General features: G+C 35.7%; 20 protein-coding genes. 12 read left to right on the forward strand and 8 right to left on the reverse strand.

Going from position 1 to position 18,447, the window contains the following annotated elements:
• Positions 1–68 precede the first annotated feature (68 nt).
• Complete coding sequence (locus Q0V26_RS14075; protein ID WP_297482770.1) at positions 69–1,451, forward strand: endonuclease/exonuclease/phosphatase family protein; 1,383 nt, start codon at positions 69–71, stop codon at positions 1,449–1,451.
• A gap of 69 nt (positions 1,452–1,520) precedes the next feature.
• On the opposite strand, the gene Q0V26_RS14080 is transcribed toward Q0V26_RS14075, so the two are convergent.
• Entirely contained in the window at positions 1,521–1,850 is a 330-nt protein-coding gene (locus tag Q0V26_RS14080; protein WP_297482772.1) for a hypothetical protein, read from the reverse strand.
• A gap of 216 nt (positions 1,851–2,066) precedes the next feature.
• Here Q0V26_RS14080 and Q0V26_RS14085 point away from each other — a divergent pair, with 216 nt between their 5' ends.
• The 3 genes from Q0V26_RS14085 (at position 2,067) to Q0V26_RS14095 (ending at position 4,989) form a co-directional block, all read left to right on the forward strand.
• Positions 2,067–2,426, forward strand: coding sequence for a VanZ family protein (locus Q0V26_RS14085; RefSeq protein ID WP_297482775.1), 360 nt, complete (start codon positions 2,067–2,069; stop codon positions 2,424–2,426).
• A 536-nt stretch (positions 2,427–2,962) separates the two neighbouring features.
• The gene (locus tag Q0V26_RS14090) at positions 2,963–3,625 is read left to right on the forward strand and encodes a TrkA family potassium uptake protein (protein ID WP_297482778.1); all 663 of its coding nucleotides are present in this window, start codon (positions 2,963–2,965) and stop codon (positions 3,623–3,625) included.
• A complete protein-coding gene (locus Q0V26_RS14095; RefSeq protein ID WP_297482782.1) occupies positions 3,622–4,989 on the forward strand; it encodes a TrkH family potassium uptake protein in 1,368 nt (455 codons plus the stop codon). Before Q0V26_RS14090 ends, Q0V26_RS14095 begins: the two co-directional genes overlap by 4 nt.
• Before the next feature lie 101 nt (positions 4,990–5,090).
• Here Q0V26_RS14095 and Q0V26_RS14100 read toward each other — a convergent pair whose 3' ends face one another.
• From Q0V26_RS14100 to Q0V26_RS14120, 5 genes are all read right to left on the reverse strand, one after another.
• Complete coding sequence (locus tag Q0V26_RS14100; protein WP_297482785.1) at positions 5,091–5,747, reverse strand: YdcF family protein; 657 nt, start codon at positions 5,745–5,747, stop codon at positions 5,091–5,093.
• Positions 5,748–6,067: 320 nt separating this feature from the next.
• Entirely contained in the window at positions 6,068–6,610 is a 543-nt protein-coding gene (locus Q0V26_RS14105; RefSeq protein WP_297482788.1) for a YaeQ family protein, read from the reverse strand.
• A gap of 86 nt (positions 6,611–6,696) precedes the next feature.
• Positions 6,697–6,984, reverse strand: coding sequence for a GIY-YIG nuclease family protein (locus Q0V26_RS14110; RefSeq protein ID WP_297482791.1), 288 nt, complete (start codon positions 6,982–6,984; stop codon positions 6,697–6,699).
• A 113-nt stretch (positions 6,985–7,097) separates the two neighbouring features.
• Positions 7,098–7,757 carry a DUF480 domain-containing protein gene (locus Q0V26_RS14115; RefSeq protein ID WP_297482793.1) on the reverse strand — a complete coding sequence of 220 codons (660 nt, stop codon included), beginning with the start codon at positions 7,755–7,757 and terminating at the stop codon, positions 7,098–7,100.
• Between the two features lie 182 nt (positions 7,758–7,939).
• Positions 7,940–8,914, reverse strand: a complete 975-nt coding sequence (locus Q0V26_RS14120; RefSeq protein WP_297482796.1) for a diguanylate cyclase — start codon at positions 8,912–8,914, stop codon at positions 7,940–7,942.
• Positions 8,915–9,124: 210 nt separating this feature from the next.
• Here Q0V26_RS14120 and Q0V26_RS14125 point away from each other — a divergent pair, with 210 nt between their 5' ends.
• The 4 genes from Q0V26_RS14125 to Q0V26_RS14140 all read left to right on the forward strand — a co-directional run bounded on the left by Q0V26_RS14125 (position 9,125) and on the right by Q0V26_RS14140 (position 12,784).
• Complete coding sequence (locus Q0V26_RS14125; protein WP_297482799.1) at positions 9,125–9,577, forward strand: DUF3069 domain-containing protein; 453 nt, start codon at positions 9,125–9,127, stop codon at positions 9,575–9,577.
• A 365-nt stretch (positions 9,578–9,942) separates the two neighbouring features.
• Positions 9,943–11,043, forward strand: a complete 1,101-nt coding sequence (locus Q0V26_RS14130) for a YdcF family protein (protein ID WP_297482826.1) — start codon at positions 9,943–9,945, stop codon at positions 11,041–11,043.
• 311 nt (positions 11,044–11,354) lie between these two features.
• On the forward strand, positions 11,355–12,311 hold the full coding sequence (locus tag Q0V26_RS14135; RefSeq protein ID WP_297482802.1) for a stomatin-like protein: 957 nt from the start codon (positions 11,355–11,357) through the stop codon (positions 12,309–12,311).
• Between the two features lie 14 nt (positions 12,312–12,325).
• A complete protein-coding gene (locus Q0V26_RS14140) occupies positions 12,326–12,784 on the forward strand; it encodes an NfeD family protein (RefSeq protein ID WP_297482805.1) in 459 nt (152 codons plus the stop codon).
• A 76-nt stretch (positions 12,785–12,860) separates the two neighbouring features.
• Here Q0V26_RS14140 and Q0V26_RS14145 read toward each other — a convergent pair whose 3' ends face one another.
• Positions 12,861–13,181, reverse strand: a complete 321-nt coding sequence (locus tag Q0V26_RS14145) for a hypothetical protein (RefSeq protein WP_297482808.1) — start codon at positions 13,179–13,181, stop codon at positions 12,861–12,863.
• 183 nt (positions 13,182–13,364) lie between these two features.
• Here Q0V26_RS14145 and Q0V26_RS14150 point away from each other — a divergent pair, with 183 nt between their 5' ends.
• From Q0V26_RS14150 to Q0V26_RS14160, 3 genes are all read left to right on the forward strand, one after another.
• Complete coding sequence (locus Q0V26_RS14150) at positions 13,365–14,111, forward strand: hypothetical protein (protein WP_297482811.1); 747 nt, start codon at positions 13,365–13,367, stop codon at positions 14,109–14,111.
• 124 nt (positions 14,112–14,235) lie between these two features.
• The gene (locus Q0V26_RS14155; RefSeq protein WP_297482814.1) at positions 14,236–14,955 is read left to right on the forward strand and encodes a sulfite exporter TauE/SafE family protein; all 720 of its coding nucleotides are present in this window, start codon (positions 14,236–14,238) and stop codon (positions 14,953–14,955) included.
• Positions 14,956–15,023: 68 nt separating this feature from the next.
• Positions 15,024–15,965, forward strand: coding sequence for a LysR family transcriptional regulator (locus Q0V26_RS14160; protein ID WP_297482816.1), 942 nt, complete (start codon positions 15,024–15,026; stop codon positions 15,963–15,965).
• An 18-nt stretch (positions 15,966–15,983) separates the two neighbouring features.
• Here Q0V26_RS14160 and Q0V26_RS14165 read toward each other — a convergent pair whose 3' ends face one another.
• Entirely contained in the window at positions 15,984–16,643 is a 660-nt protein-coding gene (locus Q0V26_RS14165; protein ID WP_297482818.1) for a nitroreductase family protein, read from the reverse strand.
• A 237-nt stretch (positions 16,644–16,880) separates the two neighbouring features.
• Between Q0V26_RS14165 and Q0V26_RS14170 the strand changes: the two genes are divergently transcribed.
• A partial coding sequence (locus Q0V26_RS14170; protein ID WP_297482821.1) for an FUSC family membrane protein occupies positions 16,881–18,447 on the forward strand: 1,567 nt, incomplete at its 3' end.

The following is an 18,447-nucleotide window of genomic DNA, read 5'->3' on the forward strand; positions in this document are numbered from 1 at the left end:
TAATAGAATCATCAGTATACTACACGCTCTCCTATGAACCGCGTGTTGCTAAATTACTGAGATTATTTATGAAATTAATTAAACGTCTTGCTGCGGTAGCCATTACTTCAGCATTATTAACAGGGTGTAATAGTCATAATACCAATGACATTACACCTGCTGCTAATAATGTCACTATCGCAACTTTTAATCTTTCGTTTGATCGTAATAGTTTTGAACAACTGGTTGATGAAATGCAAACATCACCAGCAGAGCAACAACTATTAATCGACGGTTTTAACGCTAAGACGCTAACGAGTGCCCAAACAGACACAGCACTTAAAATTATTCAAATCCGTAATGTCGCGGCAATTATTCAAACAAAACGTCCGAATGTTATTTTATTAGCTGAATTTAATAATGATGGAACGGGTGAAAATACAGCGGCATTGACTGGCTTCCAAAATAATTATTTATCCATTGGACAAAGTCCTAACAGTATTACTGGTGGCGATACATTAAAACCCATTAAATATCCTTTCTTTGAAAGTTATGCCACTAATACCGGTTTAATGAGTGGCTTAGACATTAATAATGATGGCAAAGTAAATTCAGGCCCTAATGATGCATGGGGATTTGGTGTCTATCACGGCCAATACGGCTTCTCATTGATGTCTCAATATAAAATTGATACAGCAAAGACACGTACATTCCAAACCTTTAAATGGAAAGATCTTCCGTTAGCTGAAAATCCTGTTATCACAAATTGTAATGATGCCAAAAACCCAATTCCAGACGGTATGGCATGTGGCGATAAATGGTACACCGCTGATGAATGGCAGCAACTACGCTTATCATCAAAAAATCATGTCGATGCACCCATCATTATTCCAACAGCAAATGGCGAACAAACTATTCATATTCTGATGTCACACCCAACACCCCCAGTATTTGATACTGTGACTCAAAATAATAAAATGAAGAACCGTGATGAAATCCAATTTTGGAATAACTACATCACTAATGGCGACTTTATTTATGACGATAACGGCACAACCGGTGGCCTTGCGGAAGATGAAAAATTTGTGATTGTTGGTGATTTAAATGCTGATCCTTATGCTGGTGACGGCTATCGCCAAACCATTGAAAACTTATTAATGCATCATCGTGTTAACCAACAGGCAAGTGATGGCGCATTAACGCCAACGAGTTTAGGGGCTGAAAGTTGCTACAGTGATAAAGAATGTCGTCAAGATAACCCTTATCCTAACCGCTTAACCAGCAACTTTGGTTTACAAGTCGATCATGCTATTCCATCTCACAATATGACTATCGTTGACTCTGGCGTATATTGGCCAGCACATGACGAACAAGGTCGCTTACTTGTGAATGATGACCGAATTGGTAAAACAGGCAAAGGTAAAGATGTTTCTTCTGATCACCGTATGGTATGGATAAAAGCAACACTATAAGCCAACTAATACTGATACCTTAAATAGTGTACTAAAAACGCTTAATCATCATGATTAAGCGTTTTTTATTTAAAACAAGCATTGTTGAGAATGATGATCGACTGTGAGTAACTCAAGAGAAGTTACTCCTTCAAAATGAACAATCCATGCCATATTGCTACGTGGAAATTCTTTTACAATCGACTTTTTAAGTTGCTTAAGTAAACCTACGCTATTAAGTGTGAGTGTTTGATTATCAAAACCAAATTGATTAAATACAAAATGATCCGTATCTTGTTTTAGAACCACAATACCGCGATCTTTTTTAAATGTTCTTGCTTCTATCGCCTCACCAGCAACCATAATAGGCAACTCACGTCGAAAGGTATGGAATAATTGAGATATATGCACTTTAGCCATACTTAATACCATCTAAACTAACAATATCCTCCTATCATAGGATGTTACTGTCACCCCCCCTATTCAATTATAATTAATGCTGATGTAAATAAATTTGATTATAACTGTCATCTCTCTCCCTTCTTATTGTAAGGGCTATCCTCCTGTATTACAGTTGTCATCATAGATCAGCAAAGATATAATTTATGCAATATTTCCTTATGAGACTTATCGACTATGTCACGCTTTAGCCAATTTTTGCACTCGCATTGGAAACTCATCAGCGTTCTTATCCTTGCTTTAATTACTGTCTTATCTTTAACACCACAAACAGAATTACCCACTGTTTCAGGAACAGATAAAACCCACCACTTTATCGCTTATACTGCGTTAATGTTTACGGTGGCTTTTGTTAAGCCTAAACAATGGCAATGGATTGCTGTATTTTTCTTTTGTTGGAGTGGTGCAATTGAATTAATTCAGCCTTACGTTAATCGCTATGGTGAATGGCTTGACCTTGCAGCAAATACTGGAGGGCTGATCTGTGGTTTTATTATCGCAAGAATCTTCGCGTACATTTGTAAAAAAACAAGTTAGTCATTTATATTTAAAAACATTTTTATACTCTAACTAACCGTTTGCATGATAATGATTATTTACGTTTATTTTAATTTAAAAGAAACATAGAGCTAATAAAGTTCCTCTTTGTAACGATTATCAAAAACAAAAGACTGTATTATATAGGCTGATAATTCAGCATATATTGTGTAACTCTCATATTTAGAGCTAAATATAAGATTACTATTTTCAATACTTAGATTAAGCATAATTCACACGAACAATAAAAAAAGCATTTTAATCAAGTGGTTATACACTACCTGTTGTTTTCATAAAATAAACCATAAACAATGTTCATGATTCACTAACTTGAATTACCTAAAAAATGCGAGCAATATCCGAAAAATTATACCTAACTGGAATTTGATGTTTCTATGTATATCGTCATAACACAAAATGACATAACGACAAGGACGCTCAGATAGCATAGTAATGGCTAATTTGTTAACTTAATGTTTTTACAATCAACAACAAAACAAATAAAGCATTACACTAAAGTAATGTGGGGGAAAAAAATGAATCCTGAAGACAAGCAGTTTGCTGTTATTGGCCTTGGCCGCTTTGGTATGTCTCTGTGTGCAGAGCTTAGCGAACGTGGAGCACAAGTATTAGCTATTGATATTAATGAAACATGTGTTCGCCAAGCAGCTGATATTGCGACACAAGCTGTCGTTGCTGACTGTTCAAATGAAGCCACCATTGCAGAACTAAAACTTGATGATTATGACTTAGTGATGGTTGCTATTGGAGATGATATCAATGCCAATATATTAACTACCCTATTGCTAAAAGATGCAGGTGTAAAAACAGTCTGGGTCAAAGCCAAAGATACTCCACATTGTAAAATCCTTTCAAAAATTGGCGCAGATAAAATCATAAGACCTGAACTGGATATGGGTATTCGTATAGCGCGTAACATGCTAGATAAACGTATATTTGAATTTTCAGAACTCGGTAGCGGTATTTCATTAGCTGAAGTTGTTGTTACAGCACGAAATATGGGTAAACCTATATCTAAACATCCTTGTGCCGGTAGTGATGCTACACAAGTATTAGCACTTAAACGTGGCCCTCAAGTACGTAAGGCACCTGATATGGATATGGAAATGCAAGTTGGTGATATCCTTATTATTACAGGCCCTGAAGATGTACTATCAGAAACATTAAGAAAGTTATGAGTTTTATCCCTAATCGGACAATGTATGTCCCAATAAAAAAAAATAAGCGCGATAAACGGTGGTCTGAACCAAAAATTATCATCTTTAGTTTTTTAGCTATTTTGATCCCTGGCGCAATTTTATTAACATTACCCGTTTTTTCTGTATCAGGACTCAGTTTTGTTGATGCTCTGTTCACCGCAACATCTGCTATTAGTGTTACAGGGTTGGGCGTTGTTGACACTGGTACTCACTTTTCCACCAGCGGTAAAGTATTATTGATGATCTTAATGCAGATTGGTGGCCTTGGGCAGATGACCTTATCTGCTGTTTTGTTATATATGTTTGGCTTACGCGTTAGTCTACGCCAACAATCGCTAACAAAAGAGCAACTCGGGCAAGAAAAATTCATCAATATTCGTTTACTCGTCAAACACATTATTATCTTTGTTATTGTATGTGAATTAATTGGTACATTTTTTCTATCATTACGTTGGGTACCAATGATGGGATGGGATAAGGGGCTTTTTACTGCCCTTTTCCATGCCATTTCCGCATTTAATAACGCTGGTTTCTCACTGTTTTCAGATAATTTAACCCAATATGTTGACGATCCATTAGTGATCATCACTGTTGCGATGTTATTTATATTAGGTGGCTTAGGCTTTACCGTTATTTCAGATTTACAGCGTAATTTACACCGTGGCTTTCATTTTTTATCACTGCATTCTAAAATAATGATTATTGCAACACCTATATTATTATTCGCTGGCACAATAATGATTTGGCTACTTGAGCACGATAATATGCAAACGCTTGGAAGCTTAGATATATCTGGGCAATGGTTGGCTGCATTCTTTCAATCGGCAACCGTTCGTACTGCTGGCTTTAATAGTGTCAATATTGGTGCGTTTACGGAACCTGGTTTATTAGTACTGATGCTATTGATGCTAATTGGTGCAGGCCCAACATCAACCGGTGGTGGTATCAAAGTTTCTACCTTTGTTGTGGCTATTTTGGCTACATGGTCATTTTTAAAACAGCGTGATCGAGTGGTACTTTTTAAGCGTACAATCTCAAATCAAACGGTAACAAAATCATTAGCCATCATTGTAGTCAGTGGCATTGTATTATTGATTGCGATGTTTGCTTTAATGCTGACAGAAAAAGCGCCGTTCTATGAGGTAATGTTTGAAACTATTTCAGCCTTTGCAACGGTGGGTGTAACTGCGGGTTTAACAGCAACACTGTCTGAACCTGGTAAATATATTATTATTATTGTAATGATTATTGGTCGTTTAGGTCCACTAACACTGGCTTATATGTTGGCTCGTCCAAAACCAACACTATTACGTTATCCTGAAGATAATGTTGCTACTGGTTAATACCAATATAAGTCAGTAACTGTAATATCTACAGCTGTACTCGATAAAAAGGCGTGTTTCCTAACCAAAGAAACACGCCTTTTTATTTACCTATGAGATCACTAACGAGGAATATTTGTAGCTAAATGATCATCAAAGCCAACGGCAACTAAATTCTCATAAGCTTGCCATACCACTGCTGGAATATCTTGCTCTGTTGAAAAACCCAATTCAGGATAATAACGGATTCGTTGTAAATCCCCGACCATCACATTAATCATATCACCGTAGCTAATCACATCATTTGCATACTCATCAAATGTTAATCGCGGTGATGTTACTTGTGCTGATTTATTTGGCCATAATTTTTCAAATGTTGCTAGTGTTCGACGTTCCATAAATGGTTTTTGAACTAAGATAAATCGCTGAGGGGCAAGATTTTTCGCCATGAGTAATTCACGGGTTTTTATTATATTATCACCCGTATTCGTTGCTAGAGGCTCAATATAAATACATTCATTTGGCACCCCAATTTCACGAGCGATATTGGCAAAATGCTCCGCTTCAGAACATGGAAATAACCCTTGAGTGATCTCACCAACATTACCAGAAAATACAATATAAGGTGCATAGCCCTTTAGAAAGAGTTGAGCTGCATATTCCGCAACTCTAATATCATTGCTACACAATACAAACAAGCAATCACTTTTTACTAATGCTTGCTGCAATAAATGATAATCCCAAATAATTTTAGCTGAACGATAAATTCCTGCGGACATAATCAATCCCTTTGTATCAATAGACTACATTTAAAACATAGGCGATTAAAATAACTAGCCTTGATAATAAAATATAACGTTAAATTCCGTCTTTCAATAACGGAAAATTAAATAATAATTTGCGAATGGCTAATATGCAAAATATTAATCTCATAATAAGTCGTATTTTAATATCCTAAACACCAATATATGTTATATCAACAATCATGGTATTTATACCATCATACAAATACCATAAGACTATCGTAGCATAAAAAAAGTGGAGCAAGTTTACACTTACTCCACACAATTAATTATTACTTCATATATAGCTGAAGTAATTAACGTTGCCACCATTCTGGAAGAATCGCAATGCTGGTTCCATGTTGGTCACTTAACCACGCTTGCTCACTCTCAATAGTTAATTGCAGTTGCATTGAACGCTCAACCAACGTTTCCAAGCATTTTAGTTCTTCATCACGTATAAAGACCACAGAGACATTGTTCAATGCATTAATCTTAGCTTTATTCGCTTGCCACCAGACAGGTGCGGCATGATCACCATAAGCATAAACAATCACTCTCTTGGCACGGTGTGACGCCTTGCGAATACGTTTTTCGTCAGGTAAACCCAACTCTACCCACAATTCAATTTCATCAACTAAATTTTTAGTCCATAAATCAGGCTCTTCTGCAGAACTTACACCTTTAGTAAATTGTAATTCTGGATCTGCATTTAATCCCCAAGCAAGCACTCGCAGCATGAAGCGTTGTAATGTTTCAGATGGATGGCAAGCAATAGTATGTTGACCATCAAGGTAAACATGGCGATCCATGTCTGCTACGTTCATGTTTACTTTATATATAGTGGCACTGATCGCCATGGGTAACCCTTTAAATTATTACTAAATAACAAGTGCAAACATCTGCATACATGCTTATTGTCTACACAAAAAATATGAATATCGTCTTAATCTGAAAACAAAGTATATAACGATATATCTTGTTGAATGAGATCTTCTTTTTGTGCTTTTGTTAATCGTTTTTTAATATGATATTCAAACTGCATCGCATCACGTTTACAGTTCACTTGCTGTGACCATATCAATGTTAAAGGCCCTTTTCCCTTCAGGTATTTGGCCCCTTTTTTACTGTGTTGATGCTCTTCAAAACGACGACAAACATCAACAGTAACGCCACAATAAAGCATACCTTTGTGGGTCCGAATAAGATAAACAAACCAAGGAGTGGTTGACATAATAACAGGCTCAAAAATAAACAGGCCCAACATACAATGTTGAGCCTATATAAACGTTCAAAACTACAGCAAAACTAGCGAGACAATCTACCAGTATTCTTAAATAATAGAAACTACTCTGTTAATGATTCTAACATTGATTGTAATTCAACGAGTTGTTGCTTTAATTGTTCAACGTCTAATTCTAATGCGCTAATTCGTTCTTCATTAATAGCACTACCCGCTACTACCGATTTAGCTGGCGTGTAATTGTCAATATCAATATCACCACTGAGTAAATGCATATAACGGCAATCACGTTTTCCTGATTCTTTAGGTAACTTAACAACATAAGGTCCCTTATCTGCCGATGCTAATAACTCTAATACCGCTTCCGCTTCTTGTGTGTCAGCAAAATCACATAGCCGGTTAGTTCGAGTACGAATTTCACCAGCACTTTGAGGGCCACGTAATAGCAGTACAATCATGGCTGCTAGTTCTTGTTTAGTAAACTGTAATGAGCCAAATTCAGTATTGCAAAAACGATGCTGAAATTTAGAAACACGACTACCAAAACTAGATACGTCGCTCACCATCCGTTTTTCTTTCAGTTCTTCAATCGTATCAAGTACTGTTGCTTCATCGAGCGCCATTACAGGCTCACGGCTTGATTTTTGATTACATGCTGTCGTCAACGTATTAAGCGTTAATGGGTATTGATCTGGAGTAGTAATTTCTTTCTCAAGTAAGCAACCAATCACTCGAGCCTGTTGTTCTGTTAATTGCATATCCATGATCATCCTATTCATCTCACCCAATGGCTTTATTCATAAACGTAAGATTTCGACACTTATTACTGAAAAGCCATTGCTACAATACAGTGTCAAAATACACCTAGAGAGAGTAGCACATTTATCTTTACCAGCAAGTAGTTAGGCTCTCAAAATTATGACTTTTGATCACAGCAAAGTAAAAGTTAGTTTTCATTATGACTCACTAAAGAATATGGATATTCCGCAGTAACAAATTGATCTCTGCCATTTTCTTTAGCTTGATACAATAAAGTATCAACCGCTTGATATAAATTTTCAACTAATTCTAACCCCGTAGGCACCCACGAAATCGCCCCTTGACTTACAGTTAGTTGGTCACTAATTAACGAGTGACTATGTGGTATCGCCAACTTTTTTATTGCATCCTTTAAACGCTGACATTCTTTAATAGCTTGTTTTTCATTACAATTACAAATCAATATAATAAATTCTTCACCACCATAGCGACCGCAAATCTCACCAGCTCTATTGAATGTTTTTTTCAAATTTGATGACAATAATTTAAGGCAGTGGTCACCTTCAATATGTCCTTGGTAATCATTAAATAGCTTAAAAAAATCAACATCGAGTAGAATAATAGTCAGCGGTAAATTATTACGACCATGCAATGAAATAAATTCGTTTAATTTGTGATCAAGATAACGACGATTGGCGAGTTTCGTTAATGGATCTTTATTGGCTTGTTCTAACAATAATTTATTTACTTTTTGTAACTGTGCCGTTGTATGCTCTAATCGTTGCCGCATCACGGCTATACGACTCATTGCCTGCATTTTAGCTGCTAATATCATTGGATTTATTGGCTTAACTAAATAATCGTCCCCACCAACATCAATGGCTTTTGCAATAATATGAGGGTCATTAAGACCACTTAAAAAAATAACCGGCACCCACTCAGGATACTGATGCCGAATGGTATAGACTAATTCAATACCGTTTTGTTCTGGCATCTCAATATCAATTAATAACAGGTCAGGCTGAAATACTGAGTAACACTTCAATAACTCCGCGGCTGATGATACTGACTTAACATGATGACCAAGGTTTGTTAGACATGCCGCTAAATATAGCCGCTCACTGGCGACATCATCGGCAATTAAAATCCGCATCACTCCCATATTAAATCCTTTACGATTACAAGTGTACAATATAAAACATATAGCACTATTCATGCCATATATTCTTTTTATAAAAAAACTTAACAATGTGATTACACCATGACTATTCACTAAAATAAATTTTATTCTTACTTTTATAATCATATATTGACATTTATCAGTAGGAATATAGGATTCCTCCTCTCAAAACACAATGCGTTAGGAAAAGCTATGTCTGAAATTAATAACAACGAAGAGCAAATCATCGATGAAACAGTTTATACATTAGATGACTGTTCTCCAGAACTTCGCCAAGTCGTGACATTTGAAGAAGTACCAGCAGAGTTGATTGATATGCTTGTAAACGTTTATAAGGTATCAGAACCTACATCACGTGAAGCATGGAATGCATTACCAGCAAGCGCACAAAATGTTTTGGATAATTTTGAGCAATTCCACTCACTAGTTGCATTAAGTCAAAGCTACTCTGGCGTTGATTTTCTTGGTGAGATGCAAGACACCAAATTCCCAGAAGATATGGGCGCAGAAGAACAAGCTGAATACAAAGCATCAATGCTTGATAAAGTATTAGTTAACTGTGTGAAAGATATGTGTAAGCAATTGAAAAAAGCACGTCGTAATCCACCAATGAAACGTGAATTTACTGAAATTTTTCAAAAATAATCACTATTACTACGGTAATTAATATGAAAAGAAAGGGTGCTTCACTCTTTCTTTACTTTTATCGTTCTTATCAATTATATTTGAACACTCATAATTAAGATTAGCAATTATCAAAACCATGCGTATAATTTCAATCATTGATAAAAAATAACACCTAGAAATATACCAATTTTTATTTAGAATATGACTATTCCTTTATAGGTTTATATCCATAATGAATAGAAATACTGAGAAAATAATATTTCAAATAAAGAAGTTTTTATGAAAAACTTAGATTATCATCAAAAAATATCACGAAATGATCACATTTTTCATCATCCCAATTGCGTATATTTAGACATTAAAATAATAATACTTAAATAATGATGAAAAAAAATACAACATCGCTCCTTATTGGATACTTATTTTGTTTACATTCTACTTTTTTGTTTGCTAGTAACTTAGCCACCCCCCAACGTATTGTATCTACAACTGATTTATCTACATATACCACTAAACGCCAAGTTGTCGATCAGCTACTTACTGATGCACTTATTGCTTTTCAATCCCCTACTCGCATTTCTCATGCGGGGTTCACTGCAAAAATGCCCAGTAATCTTGAAATTGTAACGTCACGATTGTTAGAAGCCTACCAACTCGAACCTTATCGTACTGATTTACTCATTTCAGCGGCAAATGCTCAAATATATAACGGCAATGTTGATCGAGCAATTACACTATTTAAACAAGCACAAACCACTGCCCCTGATGATATTGATATTCTTTCATATCTTGCGGTATGGCAAAATTTTAAAGGCAATAATGCCGACTCGATAAAACAGATGGTTAAACTTGCATCTCTTAATCCTGGCCGTCAGGCTGATATAGAACACATTATAAATACTGTCGATCACGTTATTGCAACCCCGTTAAAAACTACGGCTATCAAATCCTACAGCGGCAATACTGCCATTATTACTTTAGGTTATGCATTAAATCCAAATGGAACAATGAATGATATTCTTATTCAACGACTGAAACTCACATTAACTCTAGCAAAACAATCACCTAACTCCCTTATTATTGTTACTGGTGGTGTGCCTCAGAATCATAAAACTGAGGGCAAACTTATGGCTGACTGGTTAATTAAACATGGCATATCTCCACAGCGTATTATTGAAGATAATTACGCACGTAGCACAGTTGAAAATGCGCTGTATGTCAGTTATGCCTTAGCGCGACACAAGATTGATCATGCAACAATTATAAGTTCAGCCAGCCATGTTAGACGGGGACAAACTTTATTTGATATTGCCAGCTGGCAAACAGGGCCTCATAGTATTAACTTTGATAGTATCAGTGTTGAAGATAAACCATTGGCAGAATTAACGACCCCCTCAAATAAAGAACTGCTCGGTATCTATCGTGATGCATTACGCGTTTATGGCTTATGGAGCTACCGTTCATATCCGCTAGAGCAACGCTAAACATCAACAAATACAGATACGCTCAATGCCATTGCGCTTAGCGTATTTGTATCTATTTAGTCTCCTTTTCATCATTACACAGCTGTTAACACTCAATTTCGCTATTCAAGCTATCTGTAAATATTCACATGTTATACATCACGAATGTGATAGCGTATAACCCGTATAAGCAACAAGTGTGATAGCATATTATTTGCTCAAAATATAAACAAATAAAATTTATTTTATATCAATTAATTAACTATTACTTCAGTCTCTGTAAATAACATAACACCTGAATGTAATATTAAATAAACAGAGGAATTGTACGCATGCCATTAGATCTCATTACTAACTTACTCTCCAGCCCACAATTATACTTACTCATATTTATTGTTGTTACGCTAAAATTAAGCATTATATTTGTACCACAAAATGAAGCATGGCTGATTGAACGTTTTGGTAAATACCGAGCAACTAAAGAAGCAGGTTTAAATTTTATTATTCCATTTATTGACAGTATTGGTGCCAAACGAAGCCTTAAGGAAATGGCTGTCGATGTGCCTTCACAATCTGCGATCACAAAAGACAATATCAGCCTTATTGTTGATGGTGTGCTGTATTTTCGAGTCTTAGAACCTTACAAAGCCACTTATGGTGTTGATGACTATAAATTTGCTGTCACTCAGCTAGCACAAACAACGATGCGCTCTGAATTAGGTAAAATGGAGTTAGATAAAACATTTGAAGAGCGTGATCTGCTAAATGCAAACATTGTTGCTGCCATCAATACTGCTTCTGAGCCTTGGGGTGTACAAGTACTCCGTTACGAAATTAAAGATATTGTACCACCAAGCTCGGTTATGGAAGCAATGGAAGCACAAATGAAAGCTGAGCGTGAGAAAAGAGCACAGATCCTTGAATCTGAAGGAGATCGTCAATCAGCTATCAACGTCGCTGAAGGTAAAAAACAAGCTCAAGTGTTAGCGGCAGAAGCAGATAAACAAGAACAAATCCTTAGAGCCGAAGGTGAAGCCGCAGCTATTTTAGCGGTTGCAGATGCACAAGCTCACGCATTACGTAAAGTTGGTGAAGCGGCAGATACTGAACAAGGCCAAAAAGCAATTCAACTTGAATTAGCAACTAAAGCCATTGAGGCAAAAAGAGCCATTGCAAAAGAATCTTCGGTTGTTCTATTACCTGAAGATGCAACTAACGCAAGTTCAATGGTTGCTCAAGGTTTATCTATAATAAATTCAATAAACAAAGCTCAAAAAAGTAACGCTTAGAGCTAAGGGGCGATATGTTTAGCAATATCCCACAAACATTAGTGATATTGGGATTACTCACTCTTATCATTGAAGTATTAATACTGGGCTGTAGTACTTTTGTACTGCTCTTTTTCGGCATTGCAATGCTGATCACCAGTGGCTTAATTTACATTGGTATACTAGAGGAAAATTGGATAACAACAATTTTTACCTTAGCCATTATAACCCTTGTGTTAGCCATTGCACTTTGGAAGCCATTGAAAAAGTTACAAAACAAACCCAGTAAAACGGATATAAAGAGTGACTTTGCTGTTATAACATTTGAACTAGAAAAAGATTTATTACCATCAGAACGCTATACCTTTAATTATTCTGGAATTCAATGGCAAATTAAATCAGAAACACAAATAGACAAAGGTGTCATGGTTGAGGTCATAAAAAAAGAAGTAGGTATTTTATGGGTAAAACCAATCGATAGCTCAGTGAAGTAACTATTTTATTACGCTGTCTAATTATAAATAAGCCGCTAACTTTATTAAGCGGCTTATTTTTTAATATTATTATATATTAATCAACAATTTCCGTTTTTTCTAATAATTTACAAAACTGATGTTTTATTATTATCTGACTAATATAAATAACATTAATAGTATTATTGAAATATGTATAGGCTAATCGAAACACAGCATCTTTAGCTGCACTAATTTTATATTCATATATTTTTAAACCACCACAACGTAATTGTCTTGCTGTTTTTATCTTTGCAGATTGACTCAAGATTAAATGAGGTAATCGTTCCCTTACATCCTGATAAATAATAGCCTGATATTGAGTATGTAAGTGGAAAAATTTACGCAAATGCCTATTTTCGCTGTAAGTAATATTCATAATAAATACATCTTTTTATTTTTATAATAGTATATGCCTGCACTAAAAAATATTACAGTTGAAGTATATTAAAGACCCAGTCAAGAAAAATGAACATTATTCACAATATCTATAATAAAACTGTGCATAAATCAATAACCTGTACCACAATTAAACTGTACCTGCGATAAAAGGAATGCGCTAATGAGTACAAGATTGAATAATACGATAAGTATTGAACTTCAGATTCAGGCAGCCGTTAGAGAGATCGCAACATTTACTGAATTAACGGCTCAATCAGCATCAATAAATGATCGTATCCATGAAGCTATATTTCAAGGAAAGATTTTTTTTACGCTGTATTTAATGGTGCAATCACTCCACTGTGAGGCTAAAAACACCACAGCTCAAATGTTGTCACAACAAAACATTATTATCCCTGACGTTAATTTCGAAGCAGTGATCCAGCAGAGCTTTAATATGTTTTACATATCAAATCATGACATTGCAATAGAGAAAGCAAACACTTGTAATCAAATAATAACAGTAACATCAAATGATATTTTGCAATGGCAACAATCCCCTATTTCTGAAAACCTTGAGAATATGATAGCAGCGCTGGCCACCAAACACGTCAAATATCTTTCTTCATTATTCTCACAGGCCAAAGATATAGATAATGAACTCTTATCTGTTTTTAGCCATGCCATGACAAACAACACTCTAGATCTAGGCGTCAAGTTATCATCTAAAGCGGGAACAATTTTACTAGAACAAGTTATCCACTCAAGAACAGGAACGGTGTGCCTTATCTTTTTAAATATGACAAAAAATAGCGAAGAAAAACACGCCATCAGTCAGTATTTAGCCGATATCGATAATTTTTATACCACCTTAACCTCTAATGGTTTACGCCAAGGCTTACTTTTTTTAGATAAACTATCAAAATAACAATTAGTCCCTATAACTTTAATCTGTATAATCTACATCCTACTGATGAATTTCTTGATTGCATAAAAAGTCATGCTGCATAACAATAGCTACATTCTATGATTCTTAATATAAGAACCTAATTATGACTATTGACCCAACCACATTGCTGGCCATTGCAATGATCTTTGTCGGATCTTTTGTACAAACAGCCATAGGTTTTGGACTTGCTATAGTTTCAGCCCCAATTCTTATTATCATTGCACCTCAGTATGTCCCTGCCCCTATCTGTTTAGTTGCCCTCTTTATTTCATTACTTAACAGTCTAAAGCACCGTAATAGCATTGAATTAGGTGGTTTGAAAATGGCAATCTTGGGCCGAATACCAGGATCCATCACTGGTGCAATATTACTTATTTTTATATCAACCCAAACCTTATCCCTTTGGGTCGGTCTATTAGTACTTCTCGCAGTATTTATTAGTGTAATGCCGTTTAGAATTGAACCAACACCGAAAAGAATGGTAATTGCGGGATTTTTCTCAGGATTATTTGGTACCAGCTCTGCCATTGGCGGTCCACCAATGGCTATTCTTTTGCAACACCAAGAAGCGAATCAGCTACGCGGTAATTTATCGGCTTTTTTTGTGTTTAGTTCGATTATTTCATTAATAACATTAATACCTGTCGGCTTTTTGAATATCGAAAAACTATGGCTAACTCTCCCCTTACTGCCTGCTGCTTGGGCGGGATATTGGTTGGCGCTCAAAACCACACAATCATTGCCTAAACAAACCATTCGCTATGGTGCATTAACGTTATGCCTGACCTGCGGTATTATTGCGGTATACAAAAGTGTAATGTAAATAATTAACTAATCATGCTCTCATAAAGCATTTAGCTACGTTATTACAGAATGATTAAAGGAATAAAAATGTCACTAGCGACTCAACTATTATTATTTGCCGATGTGGTCAATCAAGGTTCATTTTCAAAAGCTGCGACGTTGCATGAAATGGATAATTCATCACTATCCAAAAAAATAAAAAAACTAGAAACAGAATTAGGTGTTCAACTATTAAATCGTTCAACTCGATCATTTTCATTAACATCGGCTGGTGAGGACATTCTCAAACAAACAACCAAGCTCAGCGATGTGTTAAATGACATTCAATTGATAGCGAATTCATATCAATCGCAACCCAAAGGCATTTTACGTATCACTTCGCCTATTTATTTTGGTCAAAACTACTTGCAACCCATAATTGCACGTTTTATTGAACAATATCCTAATATACAAATTGTACATTCACTGGATGATAGAAAATCTGACATCATTTCAGAACAATTTGATATTGCATTTAGGCTTGGGAAATTAACTGAATCAAATTTAATTGCCAAGAAAATCGCAGATACTCATTTTATTTTAATTGCATCAAATGACTTTATTGAGCGTCATGGTTTACCAACAACACCACAACAACTTTCTGAACTTCCAGCGATTGTATACAGTAATGTCGACTTAACAATTGACCAATTACGAATCAAAAACGCCCATACAAATGAGCGTTTTTGTCACTATAAAATGCAAACAAAATATAAAGTCAGTGATGTCAAAACCATGATAAATGCAGCAAAAGATGGAATTGGCTACGCACTTATTGATTTATCTAATTTAGAAGGTTCATTAGAGCAGCAAGGATTAGTACAATTATTACCAAACATGATTATTTCACGTGTAGATACCGCTATTTATGCCATATACCCACATCGGAAACACACCATGTTAGTTAAAGAATTTATTCAAGCAGTACAAGATCATATCGGTACACCACCACGTTGGAAAATGTACCTTCCGCATCAACAGAGTCTATGATACTTGCTTTTCAATACGTTACAGTACAGTAATAATATCTTCTGCCGCTAAACGTGCTTTGGGTAAGCCATAATTATAATCTTGTCCCTCTAGATGATAACCCATTGCTAATGCTAACTCACAAACATAACCATCTAATTCAACATTAAAAAGAGAACCAATAAGCTCAGAATCTACCCCTTCCATTGACGTTGATGCAATATTTAATCGCGCAAGAACATGCAGAGTATTACCTAACGCAATGTAGGTTTGCGCTTTAGTCCAATGACCATTAAAGCCATTTTCATCAGTGTTTGATTCAGCAAACCCATAAGCACCATTTAACATGTTGTCATAGTTTTCTGCGGCTAAATGACCAGATGACACTTCAGCATCCACCACTTTACGATAATCATCTTTAGTATAAAAAGGATTATGTGCAAATAAAACAATGTGTGACGCTTCAGTTGCATGTCGCTGATTCATTTGATATTTGTTAGCAAATGTTTCATGGAAGCGTAATTTTGCCTCATCACTTTCTAATACAACAAACTTCCATGGTTGTGAATTAATCGATGATGCAGATAAACGAATTGCTTCTTTGATCACATCCATATCTGCTGCGCTAATTTTTTTAGTTTTATCATATTGTTTAGCTGTATAGCGGTTATGAAGATCAGTAATAATTTGATGTTGCATAATAATATCTCTCTTAACTCATTGATGGAGCAATAATAGAGAGAAATTAAGAGACAATAAATAGCATTAATTTCCAATTATTATGGCTATTTTGTCCATAATCAGACAGATTAATTCACCACTTAGTCATCAATTTTATCGTGTTTTCTTATTAATATTCGTTATGATACTGGCTAAAAATACCAACAAGCGATAAATTAGAGTCTCATCTATATATTCTTAACTATCGTGCCAACCATGATTCAATCAAATATTTTGCTTCGTTACCCGTCATTACGAACCTTTTTCAATTTAAGAACCAATATTGCAGCTCTCAGTTTTGTCAGTTGCTCTATTCCATTGTTTCTAATGGGACATGTCACCATGGGTATTGCTTTCTCACTTGGTAGCATTAGTTGTGGATTTGCTGATACGTCTAGTGTGACCAAATACCGTATCTATGACTTTCTGATAGCCTTACCCCTCTTTTTCCTTATCAGTTTAGGCATCGAAGTTGTCTTTCCACATTCATTACTCTTTGTTGGCTCGTTAGCCATTGTTAGCTTTGCACTATTTATGCTCGCGGTATTAACACCTCGATTAGGTGCTATTGGATTTGCAGCTATTCTGTTAGCTATTTATGCGATGTTATTACACCTAGACGGTCGTTCTGTGTGGCTGGTTCCTCTTTGGCTGACAGGAGGTGCGATGTGGTATATTTTCTGGCAAGTATTAGCGATATTTTTTCTGCCAAATCAGGAATCAAAAGATATTTTATCGGACCTTTATCAAGTATTAGCAAAGAAACTTATGCTTCACGATCAAGGGTTTGTACTTGCAACAGATAAAAACCAACTTTTTATTAAATCAGCCCAATTCCGCTCTCAAATAGCAACCTTGTCACATACGCTTGAATATCGCATTCATCAGCAATTTTGTTGTGGTGAAGACAGCGCTAAACTACAAGATATTTATCGTTTTTTAAAAATTGCAGAACGTATTAACGAACAAACACGTTTAATGTATTTCACCTCAACGCCATTATTAAAACAATACAACCCACAATGGCTAGAGAATATTCATCATGCTAACCAACAAATTAGTCAATATTTAGCGCAAGTCAGTGTTAATAACGTACACCATTTAACGCTGCCTGAGATCGATTTCAAAACTCTGCGTCAATATCAGGTAGCCGAAGAAGCGCAAGACGAAGCAATTACAGCACATTCGTTCATTAATAAATTAGATATCATTTATCTTTTATTGCAAGAACTTAAGAATAAAGCAACCACAGTTGCAATAACCCCTCAAATCATATCTAAACCAATTGTTCTAACATGGAAATGGCAAGATATTGTGTCAAAACTCGTTAGCCAAATGACACTGAAATCAAGTTACTTCCGTCACGCACTGCGAGGAACATTAAGCCTTACCACGGGTCTTATCGTTGTACGTTCGTTGAATCTCGATTTTGGATTTTGGACATTAATGACTAGCTTATTGATATTACGCCCAAATTTATCCATGACATGGACACGATTGTTACAGCGTCTTACAGGTACCGTTTGTGGGTTAATCATGGTCGGTGGTTTACTGCACTTTCAAGTATCAACTGATATTTTACCCTTTGTGTTTTGTATTGCAGCAGTCCTCTTTTTTCATACTTCCGCGCGTCATTACGGGTTTGCAGTCTTCTTCGTTACTTTATTCGTATTTGCTGGTTTCTCGCTCAATGGTCAGGGAGACAACATCATGCTACCGCGGTTAGACAACACCGTATTAGGGGTATTTATTCCTCTTATTTTTGTGTTTATTCTCACTCCAG

This window comes from uncultured Photobacterium sp. (assembly GCF_947039875.1).
Taxonomy (GTDB): Bacteria; Pseudomonadota; Gammaproteobacteria; order Enterobacterales; family Vibrionaceae; genus Photobacterium.